General features: G+C 41.3%; 15 protein-coding genes. 13 read left to right on the plus strand and 2 right to left on the minus strand.

Features of this window, described 5'->3' with window-relative positions; genetic code table 11:
• Nucleotides 1–21 precede the first annotated feature (21 nt).
• The 13 genes from AABS66_RS06745 to AABS66_RS06805 all read left to right on the plus strand — a co-directional run bounded on the left by AABS66_RS06745 (nt 22) and on the right by AABS66_RS06805 (nt 11,417).
• Entirely contained in the window at nt 22–573 is a 552-nt protein-coding gene (locus AABS66_RS06745; protein ID WP_225818672.1) for a fimbrial protein, read from the plus strand.
• 20 nt (nt 574–593) lie between these two features.
• Nucleotides 594–3,284, plus strand: a complete 2,691-nt coding sequence (locus tag AABS66_RS06750) for an outer membrane usher protein (protein WP_206083369.1) — start codon at nt 594–596, stop codon at nt 3,282–3,284.
• A gap of 35 nt (nt 3,285–3,319) precedes the next feature.
• Nucleotides 3,320–4,072, plus strand: a complete 753-nt coding sequence (locus AABS66_RS06755) for a fimbria/pilus periplasmic chaperone (protein ID WP_206083370.1) — start codon at nt 3,320–3,322, stop codon at nt 4,070–4,072.
• Between the two features lie 13 nt (nt 4,073–4,085).
• Nucleotides 4,086–4,667 carry a fimbrial protein gene (locus AABS66_RS06760; protein ID WP_206083371.1) on the plus strand — a complete coding sequence of 194 codons (582 nt, stop codon included), beginning with the start codon at nt 4,086–4,088 and terminating at the stop codon, nt 4,665–4,667.
• Entirely contained in the window at nt 4,660–5,214 is a 555-nt protein-coding gene (locus AABS66_RS06765) for a fimbrial protein (RefSeq protein ID WP_206083372.1), read from the plus strand. The genes AABS66_RS06760 and AABS66_RS06765 overlap by 8 nt, the downstream gene beginning before the upstream one ends.
• 11 nt (nt 5,215–5,225) lie before the next feature.
• A complete protein-coding gene (locus AABS66_RS06770) occupies nt 5,226–5,711 on the plus strand; it encodes a fimbrial protein (protein ID WP_241016808.1) in 486 nt (161 codons plus the stop codon).
• Nucleotides 5,711–6,241 (plus strand): fimbrial protein, encoded by a 531-nt coding sequence (locus AABS66_RS06775; protein WP_206083373.1) that lies wholly within the window; start codon nt 5,711–5,713, stop codon nt 6,239–6,241. The genes AABS66_RS06770 and AABS66_RS06775 overlap by 1 nt, the downstream gene beginning before the upstream one ends.
• A gap of 17 nt (nt 6,242–6,258) precedes the next feature.
• Complete coding sequence (locus AABS66_RS06780; protein WP_206083374.1) at nt 6,259–7,101, plus strand: adhesin; 843 nt, start codon at nt 6,259–6,261, stop codon at nt 7,099–7,101.
• A 14-nt stretch (nt 7,102–7,115) separates the two neighbouring features.
• Nucleotides 7,116–7,388: a helix-turn-helix domain-containing protein gene (locus tag AABS66_RS06785; protein ID WP_206083375.1), complete on the plus strand. Its 273-nt coding sequence runs from the start codon at nt 7,116–7,118 to the stop codon at nt 7,386–7,388.
• Between the two features lie 358 nt (nt 7,389–7,746).
• On the plus strand, nt 7,747–8,715 hold the full coding sequence (locus AABS66_RS06790; RefSeq protein WP_206083376.1) for a siderophore ABC transporter substrate-binding protein: 969 nt from the start codon (nt 7,747–7,749) through the stop codon (nt 8,713–8,715).
• A 3-nt stretch (nt 8,716–8,718) separates the two neighbouring features.
• On the plus strand, nt 8,719–9,681 hold the full coding sequence (locus AABS66_RS06795; RefSeq protein ID WP_206083377.1) for an ABC transporter permease: 963 nt from the start codon (nt 8,719–8,721) through the stop codon (nt 9,679–9,681).
• Complete coding sequence (locus AABS66_RS06800) at nt 9,668–10,657, plus strand: iron chelate uptake ABC transporter family permease subunit (protein WP_047757179.1); 990 nt, start codon at nt 9,668–9,670, stop codon at nt 10,655–10,657. Before AABS66_RS06795 ends, AABS66_RS06800 begins: the two co-directional genes overlap by 14 nt.
• Nucleotide 10,658: 1 nt before the next feature.
• Complete coding sequence (locus tag AABS66_RS06805) at nt 10,659–11,417, plus strand: ABC transporter ATP-binding protein (RefSeq protein WP_206083378.1); 759 nt, start codon at nt 10,659–10,661, stop codon at nt 11,415–11,417.
• Between the two features lie 89 nt (nt 11,418–11,506).
• On the opposite strand, the gene AABS66_RS06810 is transcribed toward AABS66_RS06805, so the two are convergent.
• Nucleotides 11,507–12,970, minus strand: a complete 1,464-nt coding sequence (locus AABS66_RS06810) for a hypothetical protein (protein ID WP_430224712.1) — start codon at nt 12,968–12,970, stop codon at nt 11,507–11,509.
• Nucleotides 12,971–13,181: 211 nt separating this feature from the next.
• Nucleotides 13,182–13,682 carry a RidA family protein gene (locus tag AABS66_RS06815; protein ID WP_206083380.1) on the minus strand — a complete coding sequence of 167 codons (501 nt, stop codon included), beginning with the start codon at nt 13,680–13,682 and terminating at the stop codon, nt 13,182–13,184.
• Nucleotides 13,683–13,788 lie beyond the last annotated feature (106 nt).

Genomic DNA, 13,788 nt, shown 5'->3' on the forward strand with positions numbered 1-13,788 from the left:
TTAAGTTGAAATGGAGTCGTTATGAATCACTTTGGCACAATTGTCATGGTGCTTTCAGGAATAATGTTTGCCCCAATAGTTAGTGCACAAAATCAAATTTCTCGGGCACAAGGTCCATTCGAAGGAACCGTCACAATGGGTGGTTCAATTATCGAAACCCCCTGTGCAATTGATGCAGATAGCCGAGATCAATCAGTAAGCATAACTACTGTGCCTGTTAGTCAAATAATTCATGACAGAGAAAGTCCAGTTCGTAATTTCTCGATACGTCTTATTAATTGTGTTCTAACACCGGTAACGCCTGGAACTCCTAATTGGCAAACTTTCAATATTACATTTGATGGTCCGACAGATGGTCGCAATTTTGATGTTTTCGGTCACGCAAATGGATTGTCAGTAAAAATTTCTGATGCTGATGGAAATGTTGCAATCCCTGGTAAGGCGATGCCTGATTTGCCTATCAAAGCAGGTGAAACAACACTTCACTATAACGTGCGTGTTGTGCCTAATAATAAACGTTTAAAGCCAGGAAACTATCAGACCACTATCCGTTTTAAGATGGATTATTACTGAGTTATTACTAAGGGACTATTATGGCTCTGTTATTAAAAAGTAAAAATAAAGTATCTAATAACTCAGTAAGTTATTTTTTAACACCTGTAGCGGCTATGGTGTTCATTGCAATTGCTCATATAAATTTAGCTAATGCGAATAATGATAGTATTGAGTTTAATACCGATGTTTTAGATCTTCAGGATAAAAGCAATATTTCTTTAAATGAGTTCTCTCGTGCTGGCTATGTGATGCCAGGGAAATATCCATTTAAGGTTAATTTAAATAACCGAGACCTCGCTGATAGCTTTGATATTGAATATATCGCTGATCCCAATGATCCTAGTATCACTACGCCATGCTTGACGGCAAATATTGTCGATAGCATTGCTTTACGAGACGAATGGAAAAAAAAGGTTCAGTTTGATAGCAAAGGGCAATGTTTAATTCCTGAAAGTATTCCAGGAATGACAATAGCTGGCTCGTTGGCTAAAGAAACTGTCACGTTGACTGTACCACAGGCTTATATTGAGTTTACTTCTGATAATTGGGATCCGCCATCCCGCTGGGACGAAGGTGTACCTGCCTTACTTTTTGACTATAACTTGAATGCTAACATCACAAGACCTGCAGATTCAGCCAATACCCAATCATTAACAGGGAATGGAACAACTGGCTTTAACTTAGGTGCATGGCGCTTTAGAGCAGATTGGCAAGCAAGTTATAATCGCACTAATGGGCAATCCACAGACCGTCGTTGGGATTGGAGCCAATATTACGCTTACCGAGCTGTAAAAGAGCTAAATGCAAAGCTGACAATGGGTGAACAGTTTTTGCGTTCAGGGCTGTTTGATTCATTCCGTTATATGGGGGCAAGTTTGATCTCTGATGAGAGAATGCTGCCGCCAAACTTACGTGGTTACGCACCTGAAGTTACAGGTGTTGCAAGAACAAATGCAAAAGTCATTGTAACTCAGCAAGGGCGAGTGATTTACGAAACCCAAGTCGCACCAGGGCCTTTTCGTATCCAAGATTTAAGTGATGCTGTTAATGGTAAGTTAGATGTACGGGTTGAAGAACAAGACGGCTCAGTACAAGAATTCCAGATGAATACTGCATCAATACCGTATTTGACTCGACCTGGTTCAGTGCTTTTCAAAGTTGCGGGTGGTCGCCCAAATAATATGGATCATAAAACCGAAGGGCAAGGGTTCGTCATGGGCGAATTCAGTTGGGGTATCTCTAACGGTTGGTCATTATTCGGTGGTGGGCTTGCAGCAGGTGACTATAACGCATTATCACTCGGTGTTGGTCGAGATTTGCTAGCCTTCGGTGCTATCTCATTCGATGTGACTGAATCACGCGCAAAACTAAAAACGGATAACAAAATTTATACAGGTGCATCGTATCGTTTAAGTTATTCAAAACGTTTCGAAGATTATGATAGCCAAGTGACGTTCGCAGGTTACCGATTCTCTGAGCGTGACTTTATGAGTATGAATCAATACTTAGATCGTCGTTACAGAGGCGTGGAGTTTGATAACAGTAAAGAGTTATACACCATTACGTTTAATAAATACTTTACAACTGCAGATCTGACGGCATATCTGAACTATAACCATGAAACGTATTGGAATAAACCAGCAGCAAAACGTTACAACCTTTCCGTTGCTAAATATTTTGATCTTGGTCGTTTTAAAAATATTAACTTAAGTCTCACGGCATTTCGTAACAAATTTGATAATAAAAACAATGATGATGGGTTATACATGAACCTGTCTGTGCCTTGGGCGGATAGAGCGTCCATAAGCTACAACAACATGATCACAAAAGACGGTAACTCACACACTGTCAGCTATTTTGACGCCATTGATGATAAGACAAATTATCGTGTTGGAACTGGGTTGAGTAGTCGAGGTCGTGGAACTATCGATGGCTTCTACACGCGTTATGCTGATTTGGCAACGATGACAGCGAGTACGAGCTATATCAATGGTGATACATCTTCAGCAGCATTCTCATTACAGGGTGGTGCAACTGTAACAGGCCACGGTGCTGCATTACACCGTATCAATACACCAGGCGGAAGCCGAGTCATGGTCAGTACAGAAGGTGTGGGGAACGTGCCTATTCAAGGTTTTGGGCCAAATACAGAAACTAATATGTTCGGTAAAGCTGTCGTTGCAGATATCAGTGACTATTACCGTACCAGTACGCGAATTGATGTGACTAACTTGCCTGACAATGTGGAAGCAGTTCGAACATCTCAGCCAATTACACTGACAGAAGGTGCCGTCGCTTACCGTGAGTTTGAAGTGTTATCAGGGATAAAAACGATGGTTAGGCTTGCGCTTGCAGATGGTAGCTATCCACCATTTGGTGCAACAGTACGAAATGAGAAAAACAGAGAGTTAGGTATCGTTACGGATAATGGTTCTGTGTATATCTCAGGTGTGAATCCAAATGAAGTGTTGGATGTTTATTGGGATGGTAGCGTGCAATGCAAGATTCAGATTCCTGAAAATATTAGCACGGCAGAGTTTAATTCCCTGTTATTACCCTGTACTAACAGCCCGAATGCCAAGCCTGGTTATATACCAGCAAAAGCGGTACCCGTGGGGAAACCAGCGCCAGCTTATAAGCCAGCGCCAATTCAGCAGGGAGTCGCACCGAGTCAGCGTTGGTTATTGAAGCCACCGGATCTCGCTCAAATTATCGATTATACCGAGTAAACCGGGTTATTAGAGTTTAAAAAGAGTTGGTACTTATGAATATTAAAAAAATTGCGTTTTTTACGACAACAATTACGTTATCGACTGTGCTGTGCGGCCAGGCGTTAGCTGCCATTGCACTGGATAGAACCCGTGTCATTTATAATGGCGCTGATAAGACTATCAGCTTAAATATTAAAAACGAAAACACTGAATTACCTTATCTTGCGCAAGGTTGGATTGAAGATGAGAATGGTAACAAAATTGAAAGTCCATTAACGGTTTTACCGCCAGTTCAACGCGTAGAAGCAGGTGAAAGTAGCCAAGTTAAGATTCAATCGCTCCCTGATGTATCCGCATTGCCACAAGATAGAGAAAGTGTTTACTACTTTAACTTACGTGAAATTCCACCACGTAGTAAAGAAGCTAACGTATTGCAAATTGCACTGCAGACACGCATTAAGTTGTTTTATCGACCAAAAGCGCTATATGCCACACGTACTGACCTCGAAAACCCATGGCAGGAAAAAATTACGTTAACGCGCAAAGGTGATGCTTATGAAGTCAGTAATCCAACGGCTTATTTTGTCACCATTGTGGATGCCAGTTCAAAAGTGGGTGGTGATACGGTTAAACAATTTGAACCAGTGATGATTTCGCCAAAAAGTAATGGAATGCTAAAAGGCAGTGCAAGTTCAATGGGTGCAAAACCAGTTCTAACGTATATCAATGACTATGGCGGAAGGCCAAAATTAACGTTCGGCTGTGCAGGCACAACATGTAAAGTTGAATCTTCGACGGACAGATAACGGAGAATAATGTATGAAAAGGACTCTCCTGTTTAGCGCTATTATATTCAGCGTCGCGCCTGTGTTTACCAGCAGCGCAGATAGTTGGGATATAGAGGGTTTACATGGAACATTGACAGTAAATGGCATGATGACAGAAGCAGCTTGTACTATGGATGTGACTAATTCAATGCGCCAAGAAGTGTCTCTAGGGGAGATCCCTTCATCTTCACTCCGTAAACCAGGTGATAGAGCTGAGCCTGTCTCATTCGAATTAGAATTTAGGCATTGCATTCGCACGGCAAGCCGAATGAGAGACATTCGAACCGATACGCCAATTTGGGATGCGATGCAACCTGTGATAACCGTCTCTTTTGTTGCGGTATCAGATAAATATTTCCCTGAAATGTTGAGTGTTAAAGGTGTCTCTGGTTTGGCATTAGAAGTCACTGATGCGCAAAGAGGTGATATTCGGCTTGGAAGCCAAGGGCGTCCTCAGTTTCTTGATGCACCACAGGGTACTCTTCAATATTTTGTCACGCCAGTGAGGACCCCCGAAAAACTAACGGAAGGAAGTTTCAGCGCTGTAATGGACTTTAAGGTGGATTATGAGTGATTTAAATAAGCAGAGGTACCTGCTGGCATTCTGCCTTGCTGGAATATTTTCAACGTCAGCTTCATATGCAGGGCTACCAGACTCACGTATTAGCCCTTCAGCGGGAACAAGGGCAACGATAACTCCTGGTATGGTGACCGTTCCGATTAAAGGCGTTGTTTTAGCACCACCACCTTGCGTCATTAATAACGGTAATATTGTCAAGGTGGACTTTCAAGAAATCATGAGCACGCGGATTGATGGCTCTGCTTACGCTAAGCCAGTTAATTACAATATAAAGTGCGATAAAAGACCCACTGAACAAATGAAAATGACCCTGGTTGGGATCCCAATATCTTTTGATTCAGGGGCAGTTGAAACGGATATTCCTGGCTTAGGTATTGCGTTTCGTTATAACGGAAACAAACTTCGCTTAAATCAAGAAATTAAGTTTGTTTATCCCAATGCACCTCAATTTGAAGCGATACCTGTTCGCGATTTATCGAAAACACTGACACAAGGTGGTGCTTTTCGTGCAGGTGTCACTATCAAACTTGATTATCAATAAGGGGAAGAACAATGCAAAAATTCATAAAAAAACTTCCTCTGGTAATGAGTTTGTTAGTTATACCTACGGGTATAGCTATTGCTGATGACGTGGAATTTACAGGCACTTTATTAATACCACCTCCGTGTACTGTATTTGAAGATAAAGTGGAAGTTATTGATTATAAAGATATTGGCTTACATAAAATTGATGGTACTAACTTCACAAAACCGATTAATTATGCGTTGAAATGTGATGCGAATTTAAAAGGTTGGGATTTAATACTCACTATTAAGGGGACGGCAACTGATTTTGACAAAGCCGCTCTGCAAACCAATATTCAAGACCTTGGAATGCGCATTACACAAAATGGCCTTGGTTTTGAAATTAATAAGCCAATGAAAATTGTTTATGGGCAAGCGCCTGTTCTCGCGGTGGTGCCTGTGAAGAAACCAGGCATTACGTTGCCAGAAGGAAGCTTTACCGCAACAGGGACATTGCTCGCGGAGTACCAATAATGAACAAATTAATTCAATGTGCAGTTGCTGGTGCTTTATTCATAAATGTGAATGCGGCTTTTGCTGTACCAGATAACTTAAAAATTATCGGTAACTTAGTGGAAGAACCCTGCACAATTTTGCCTGGTGATGAAAATATCCCGATGGATTTTTTTGATACGCCAGAAAAGAACTTTTATGCCTATGGCGAAACGGTACCGAGGGAGTTTGCGATTAAATTAGCAGACTGTGATACCACAATTGGTAAATCTGTTGAGGTGACTTTCTCAGGAACACCAAACCTCGCATTACCTGGTTTTTTAGCGCTTTCAACAAGCAGTGTGGCATCAGGTTTTGCTGTGGGACTGCAAAACAGTGATAAAACAGCGCTCGATATCGAAAAAAAAGGCGCGAAGATTACATTACAAAATGGGGCTAACCAACTGCGCTTTTATGCCTATTTAAAAGGTGAGCCTGAAGCGATTAAGAACAAGACAATTAAAGTGGGGCCATACAGTGCCGTGGCCACATTTAAATTAGATTATGAATAATAAGGCTGTGAACTAATATGAAAGTTTTCTTATCTCTATTAATTGGTGCAGTCATGTTTTCATCTTCTGCATCGGCATCCATATTCTCTTATATCACAGAGTCAAAGCCAGGAGCCAATCCAGCTAGAGGGGATGCAGACTATAAATATGTTATAGCCCGTTGGGATCCTGAATCACCCAGTGTGATGAACCCTTGCTATGGTTGGCCTCAATGTTACCTCACCATTAGCCATAAACATACAGCGAATGGAACGCCTGGTGCGGCAACAGTAAATATTGCTGAAATTTCTAAGTACCGGACGATGAGAGAGGTTCAGAACATCCCTGGAGTGATGACTAAAGCACTGGCTCCTGCAACACAATGGGCTGTACACACAGGTGTCAGGTTACAGAATAACCAAGAATGTGTGGGATTATTTTATCAAGAGACGACAGGCGTGACAAATAATGGAGGGTTAATCCCTGGTTCATTATGTGGTATTGCACCTCCACCAATTGGCGCCTGTAAGATCAATAACAGTATCCCAGATATTAACTTTGGTGCAATTAGTGAAGCTGATCTCGCAGGGCAAGCAAAAGAAGTCCCCATCACTGTAACATGTAATCTAGCGATGGATGTGCTGGTTGTCGCAACAGGGGTTAACGTTACAAATGGTCGGGTTAACTTAAAGCCAGATGGTAGTTTATATGCCAACTTATTTTTAGGGGCGAATAACACGCCAGGAGAGGCGGGTTATAAATTTTATGTACCTGCTGGGGGAACAAATACCGTCAACCTGAAAGCCGTATTAGGGACGAATGGTCGTGTTCAACCTGGCACATTTGAAGGCGCGGCAGCCCTTATTCTAACTGTACCTTAATAAATGGTGAAAATATGTATTCAGAAAACGGTAGTGAAAAAATCCATTATATGGTCGGTCAAAGGATCTTAGAGAAACGCAGAGAGCTCGGTTATACGGGTTTTCAACTGGCTCAACTGCTAGGCGTAAGCCAGCAACAAATCTCTCGTTATGAAAGAGGGAAGATCAAAATTGACCTGTTTCATTTATTTAAACTTTCATTTTTGATGGAAACACCAATTGATTGGTTTCTGGAAGATATCAGCTCCCAACTCATTGAAAATGGGCGGCTAGATGACATTCATTGATGAGCGTTTAAATTGGTATTAATGATAAATAGGCTGGGATTATAATTTCTGTCGTTCGTTATAATTGAGCTGCCAGAATGCAAATGTAGTTGAAGACTCAGCCTATTTGTTTTTGCCCTGTATTTAGGGCGTTGATTATCCATCATTGCAATGAGTTCCTTTCTAATATTTCTTTCCTACGCTTTATTTTGATTGATATCCATTTATAGAATTGGTGATTTTGTGCGTTCTAACATCTTTTTAGCAAATGCAAATGCAAACTAATATCATTAGCGCTTAATAACGTGTAAGATACCCCCCTCTTCGAGACGTTGACATTTTATCGTCAGTACTTTTATAGATGGATGGAGGAAATGAGATGTTTGCAAAATCATTAGTTTCAGGTCTTGCCTTATTATCCGCTTTAGTTTTGGCGGGTTGCGATAACGCAAAAGAAACGCCAGAAACAACCCAAGCGGCAGAGAAACAAACCATTACAATTGAACATGTACAAGGCAAAACTGAAATTCCTCGCCATCCACAAAAAGTGATTGTCATGAACATGGAAACGCTGGACATCATGGATGCATTAGGTGCACCCGTCGCAGGGGTTCCACAAACCAACGTACGTTTTCCTGAATTCTTAACGAAATACAGTGGCTCTGAGTATGTGAATGGCGGAACGCTGTTTGAACCTGCTTATGAAACATTAAGTAACGCAAAACCTGACCTGATTTTAGGTGGTAGTCGTGCTCGTGATGCATATGATAAATTGAGCGGCGTTGCTCCAACGATTTCTTTAGATATCGACAACAAAAACTTTATCGGTAGCTTAACTGAGCGTACTAATGAGCTTGGCGCCCTGTTTGGTAAAGAAGAAGAAGCAAAAAAACTGATTGCCGATTTCAATACCAAAATTGACGGTATTAAAACTAAAGCCCCAACTGCGGGTAAAGCGATGGTGATTTTAGTCAGTGGCGGTAAAATTTCTGCTTATGGCCCAGGTTCACGTTTTGGCTTTATTTTTGATGTGTTAGGTTTCGAGCCTGCGTATGTCTTTGAAGAAAACACGGGTCGTCACGGTAACATCGTCAATGCTGAATTACTGGTAAAATTAAACCCAGATTGGCTGTTTGTGATTGACCGTGATAGCGCGATTGGTAAAGCAGACGCACAACCTGCAGCGGAAGTGCTTGATAACGCATTAGTAAGAAAAACAGCTGCATGGGAAAAAGGCCAGATTACTTACCTTGACCCAACAGCGGTATACATCTCAGGTGGTATCCAGACCTATTCCAAATTAATGGATGATATCAATAACGCATTAGAGAAGAGCCAAGCAAAATAACCAATGAAAACGCTTTATCTTTTTTGTGGAATTATCACGTTATTGGTTTTAGCGGTATTAAGCTTGTTTGTTGGAGCGGGTGACGTGTCACCCGTTTCGCTTTTCACCGACCCAGAGATGCAAGACATCTTTTTTATTAGCCGAATTCCTCGAACCGTCTCCCTAATTCTAGCCGGCAGTGCCATGAGTGTTGCAGGGCTTATCATGCAATTACTCACACAAAACCGCTTCGTTGAGCCCTCGCTTGCGGGTACAACACAGTCTGCCAGTTTAGGCTTACTGGTCGTGATGATTCTATTCCCAGCGGCAAGTATTATGACCAAAATGGTCGTTGCAAGTGGCTTTGCCCTGATTGGCACGATGCTGTTTATGCTGTTATTACGCCGTGTCATTTTAAAATCAGCGTTGATAGTACCATTAGTGGGTATCATGTTAGGTGCGGTGATTAGCGCGTTAACTATCTTTACAGCCTATTATTTTGATTTACTTCAGTCCCTTGGGGCATGGATGAGCGGCGACTTTTCTAGCATCATTCAGGGTCGCTATGAATTGCTTTGGCTGGTGGGCATTCTCACGTTAATCGCCTGCTGGATTGCAGATAGTTTTACTGTTGCTGGTATGGGCCGTGAATTTTCCATTAATGTGGGGCTCAATTATCGTAAAGTCATGACCATCGGCTTATCCATTATCGCGCTGATTAGCGGTGTCGTGGTCGTTGTGGTTGGTGCGTTACCTTTCCTAGGCTTAATTATTCCAAATCTTGTGAGCTTAGTGATGGGGGATAACATTCGCAAAACCATTCCGTGGATATGTATTGCGGGTGGTGGTTTAGTTTTACTGTGCGACATTATTGGGCGTTTGATCCGCTATCCATTTGAAATCCCTGCGAGTGTGATTCTAGGTGTGGTTGGCGCTGTTATTTTCTTATATTTATTGTTGAAGCAACAACGTTATGCAAAAAGTTAACTCCGCAATTGCGTTAGCAAAACCTAAAAAAGGGTTAACGCCACTGCAAAGAATATGGATATTGTTGGCTTTATCGCTGCTATCCATTGTGCTTTATATGACAATCAACTTAGGCAATAACCTTGCGTATATTCTACCGCATCGTGGTTATATCGTGTTGACCATGATTGTTGTGGCGTTTGCAGCGGGGGTATCGACAGTATTGTTCCAAACCATTGCAAATAATAAAATATTGACGCCATCAATCATGGGGCTTGAGGCTTTGTTTGTCTTGTTGCAAACCGTCTTTATTTTTTATACTGACAGCTTCCCTGCTTCATGGTTACTAAATATCGGTAAGTTCCTGTTGGAATCGACTTTGCTTGTGCTGTTTTCGGTTCTGCTTTATCGCTGGTTATTTGTCTCTGTGAAAATGAATATCAACCTGGTATTGATGGTAGGTATCATTTTAGGCACGTTATTTCGCAGTGTGGCCACATTACTCCAGCGTCTAATGGATCCAAATGAGTTTTCCATTTTACAAAGCCGCATGTTTGCAACGTTCACTCGAGGTACGCCAGAGCTTATTTTCTTTACCTTGCTTATTACTGTTGTCGTTGGCGTTCTCTTGTGGCGGATGCGTTATTGCTTTGATGTCTTGGCATTAGGGCAGGCCAATGCCGTTAATTTAGGGATTAATTATCGCCAACAAGTCACGGTTATTTTACTGCTGATTTCCATCTTAGTCGCTATCTCAACCGCCTTGGTTGGGCCTTTAACCTTCTTAGGACTGATGGTGGCAAACTTGGCTTACTTTATCAGTGGGAGTAGCCAGCACCGCTATTTATTACCCGTGTCTTTCTTGTTAGGTGTGATAGCGCTGATTGGCGGACAGCTCGTTCTTGAATATGGTTTAAATATGGCGGGAACCTTGTCCGTTGTTATTGAGTTTGTTGGCGGAATATTCTTTATTTATATGGTGTTAAGAAGGTTTTAGTATGATTGAGATTAGTCAGATATCGAAAAGTTATCAGGATACTAAGGTCTTAGATAACGTCACAACAACCATTAAAAATAGCGGTATCACTTCGATTATTGGGCCCAATGGGGCAGGTAAATCCACCTTACTGTCGATTATAGGCCGTTTGTTAACACCCGATGAAGGCGGTCATGTTAAGGTCAATGAATTAGATGTTTCGACAACACCAAGCGATAAGTTAGCCAAATGTTTATCTGTCTTGCGCCAAGAAAACCAGTTTGCGAGCCGTTTAACAGTAGAAGAGCTTGTGGGGTTCGGGCGCTATCCCTACACTAAAGGGCGTTTAAACCTTGAAGATAAACAGAAAATTGATGAATCACTGTCATTTCTGAATTTATCTGATTTACGCCACCGCTATTTAGATGAGCTTTCTGGTGGACAACGCCAGCGTGCTTATGTGGCAATGGTTCTGTGTCAAGATACCGAATACGTTCTACTGGATGAGCCCTTAAATAACCTCGACATGAAACACGCAGTGATCATGATGAAGTTATTGCGCCGCGCCGCAGATGAGCTGGGTAAAACGATTATTTTAGTGATCCACGATATCAACTTCGCATCCGTGTATTCAGACTACATTGTTGCATTAAGAAATGGCCGTTTGTCTTATCATGGCAAGCCTGAAGACATCATGAAATCAGAAATTATTGAGGATATCTTTGACACGCCGGTTGATATTAAGCAGGTGGATGACCAGTATATTGCTTTGTACTATTAACTCTTTTAAATTTTCGTCATCCTTTAGGTTGTAGCCGTGGCGGCTACAACCTAAATTAGTCAAAATAATAGGATAGGAAAATAAAACGCCTACGGTGAAATCTCAATATCTTCATCGGTTGTCAGTAAGTCTAGTGACTGCAACACTTCTAAACGTTTTATCCCATCGGCATTGACTACTAAGCGCGCCAGTTCATTGTAGGTTTTTTTATTAATAGTGACGCGGCGGCAAAGGTAAATGTGATACACCTTTTCACCAATAATTGCAGGTTCATCATCATTGACAGTTAATTCTTCATAACTGATATCAATATATTTCAGGAAATCCGAAATATTAAAACGCGTAATATCAGCGATTGATGACTGGTTTTTTTCAAACACTGAATGGCGGTTATGCAGTAGCACATCTTTGCGATAATACAGGATATCTTCCATTCGCTGGACATTAACTAAATTGACCCAATGGGATTTTTGCCTCATCTCACGGATATCTGGGGAGAGTGAGTTTTCACTAATAAAGCGAAAAGACTCTTTACAAATACCCACAGGTGCTTTTACACCCTCACGATAAATACGTAATTGGCGGTCAGGGATCCATTTTTGGAATAGGCGATACAACTGCTCTCGACCTACTTCTTTCAGCCTATCTTTGAAGATATAACCGATGACCATCGCCAAAAATAAATTTGCACTTAAGGCTCCATATTTTCCCTGCCAGAAAAAGGCGATAACAGTAGCGAAAAGCATTGAAATTGCAGCAGCAATACCATAAATAGAGTGTAATAGCAGGGGAAGTCCCCGTTTATGACGAATTTCTAAATAGAGATATCGATTGATATATTTTTTCAATAAATTACGACGATAAGTCACCAACTCAGCATCGGTTTCATCACTGGGGAAACAATCAGGGTATTGTTTTTTCAGGTAACGCATTTCTTGATACCAAAAATGACGTATTTCTTCCCGTAATGGCATGTGTTTATCGGCTAACAAATCACGTAAATAATTTATGGTGTAGTAAGTCATAAACTCGTCACAGTATGAAAACGCGTTGGAATGAATATGTTTTTCAATCAGGGTGGCCTGAGTGGCGAGCTCACGATAAACAGATAGGCATTTTGCAATATTTGCCATTAATTCCGTTAAATATTCCGCAGTCTTCCGTTGTGGGTTTTGGCTCACCATTTTGATATTAATTCGTACGGTTCGCTTAAAGGTTAAGGTATAGCGCTTAAGCCTATTTTCATACTCATCTAGCGAGGGGGGATTGAGTGGATCACACTGCTCCAACCAACGTTTTAAACCGTCTAACTCCCCGTTTTCTTCCGGTAAAGCAGACAGTTTTACCGTAGGAGGGCTGAGCCGAATGTAATTTTTAAGGCTGCGCTGCAGGCTAGAGGCTGTGTATAAGTCAGGATTGATTTGCAGCGAAGAAGGCAAAAAGAAAAAGGTCTCTACTTGGTAGCGGATCTCTTTAGACTTACGTGGAATTGACACTTTTTGTTTAATCTCAAACTGTTTTTTTCCATGGATCTTGAGAGATTCTTTAATCATATTGCGCCTTTATTGGGAACTTTTATCTTTTTTGCTTCTTTATCAATCAATGAAGCATAACATGGTTTTATAAAAACCATAAAATAGCGGAAATCACGGTGACAGTCTGTGAAAGACAATGAAAAAGTATTGCGAGGGAAGGGGAAAGAGAGAAAATATAACGAGGCATATTGCTATGCCCCATTATCGATTCGCTATTCGTTAGAATAACTTATTTTTTCGCAGCAGGACGAACCGCTGTTACTTCAATTTCTACTCTCCAAGCTGGGTTAGCCAGTTTAGCGACTTGGAAAGTTGAACGAGCTGGTAGGTTAGTCACTTTCTCAGACTCATAGAACTTGTTGTAACCAGCCATAAAGCCAGCAAAGTCCATAGTCCCTTGAGTTTCTTCACCACCAACTAAGAATACTTGCATTTTAACAACGTCGTTCATAGTCAAACCCATACCTTCAAGGTTAGCTTGGATTTGTTTTAACACGTTGATAGTTTGTGCTTCGGTATTACCGTAAGACTCTAAAACGCCTTCTTTGGCATCTGCAGAGATTTTAGAAGGAACTTTTCCGCTTAGGAAAATAAGGTTGCCCGCGCTGATTTCTACTGATTCAGAGATAGGGAATCCTTTCACAGGAACGCGTTTAACATCTTCAGCTGCATTTGCACTCGCTACACCTAAAATCAAAGGCAGAGAAAGCAATAAAGTTTTATAGCGCATGTAAACTCCTTAACATTATCAAAGTAAACGGGAACTATCAGTTTCACTTAAGGCCAGTTTTTAGTTTAGCCTAATTCCATTGACTGATAGATCCCAGTAAAAAAAA

Origin of the sequence: Providencia sp. SP181, assembly GCF_050446505.1 — a bacterium.
Taxonomy (GTDB): Bacteria; Pseudomonadota; Gammaproteobacteria; order Enterobacterales; family Enterobacteriaceae; genus Providencia; species Providencia vermicola.

What these genes read in the sequence shown, in the direction of transcription:
- AABS66_RS06770 (WP_241016808.1), top strand. Translation starts at nt 5,226, where the DNA reads ATGCAAAAATTCATAAAAAAACTTCCTCTGGTAATGAGTTTGTTAGTT.
- AABS66_RS06755 (WP_206083370.1), top strand. Translation starts at nt 3,320, where the DNA reads ATGAATATTAAAAAAATTGCGTTTTTTACGACAACAATTACGTTATCG.
- AABS66_RS06765 (WP_206083372.1), top strand. Translation starts at nt 4,660, where the DNA reads ATGAGTGATTTAAATAAGCAGAGGTACCTGCTGGCATTCTGCCTTGCT.
- AABS66_RS06795 (WP_206083377.1), top strand. Translation starts at nt 8,719, where the DNA reads ATGAAAACGCTTTATCTTTTTTGTGGAATTATCACGTTATTGGTTTTA.
- AABS66_RS06810 (WP_430224712.1), bottom strand. Translation starts at nt 12,970, where the DNA reads ATGATTAAAGAATCTCTCAAGATCCATGGAAAAAAACAGTTTGAGATT.
- AABS66_RS06780 (WP_206083374.1), top strand. Translation starts at nt 6,259, where the DNA reads ATGAAAGTTTTCTTATCTCTATTAATTGGTGCAGTCATGTTTTCATCT.
- AABS66_RS06775 (WP_206083373.1), top strand. Translation starts at nt 5,711, where the DNA reads ATGAACAAATTAATTCAATGTGCAGTTGCTGGTGCTTTATTCATAAAT.
- AABS66_RS06750 (WP_206083369.1), top strand. Translation starts at nt 594, where the DNA reads ATGGCTCTGTTATTAAAAAGTAAAAATAAAGTATCTAATAACTCAGTA.
- AABS66_RS06805 (WP_206083378.1), top strand. Translation starts at nt 10,659, where the DNA reads ATGATTGAGATTAGTCAGATATCGAAAAGTTATCAGGATACTAAGGTC.
- AABS66_RS06785 (WP_206083375.1), top strand. Translation starts at nt 7,116, where the DNA reads ATGTATTCAGAAAACGGTAGTGAAAAAATCCATTATATGGTCGGTCAA.
- AABS66_RS06815 (WP_206083380.1), bottom strand. Translation starts at nt 13,682, where the DNA reads ATGCGCTATAAAACTTTATTGCTTTCTCTGCCTTTGATTTTAGGTGTA.
- AABS66_RS06800 (WP_047757179.1), top strand. Translation starts at nt 9,668, where the DNA reads ATGCAAAAAGTTAACTCCGCAATTGCGTTAGCAAAACCTAAAAAAGGG.
- AABS66_RS06745 (WP_225818672.1), top strand. Translation starts at nt 22, where the DNA reads ATGAATCACTTTGGCACAATTGTCATGGTGCTTTCAGGAATAATGTTT.
- AABS66_RS06790 (WP_206083376.1), top strand. Translation starts at nt 7,747, where the DNA reads ATGTTTGCAAAATCATTAGTTTCAGGTCTTGCCTTATTATCCGCTTTA.
- AABS66_RS06760 (WP_206083371.1), top strand. Translation starts at nt 4,086, where the DNA reads ATGAAAAGGACTCTCCTGTTTAGCGCTATTATATTCAGCGTCGCGCCT.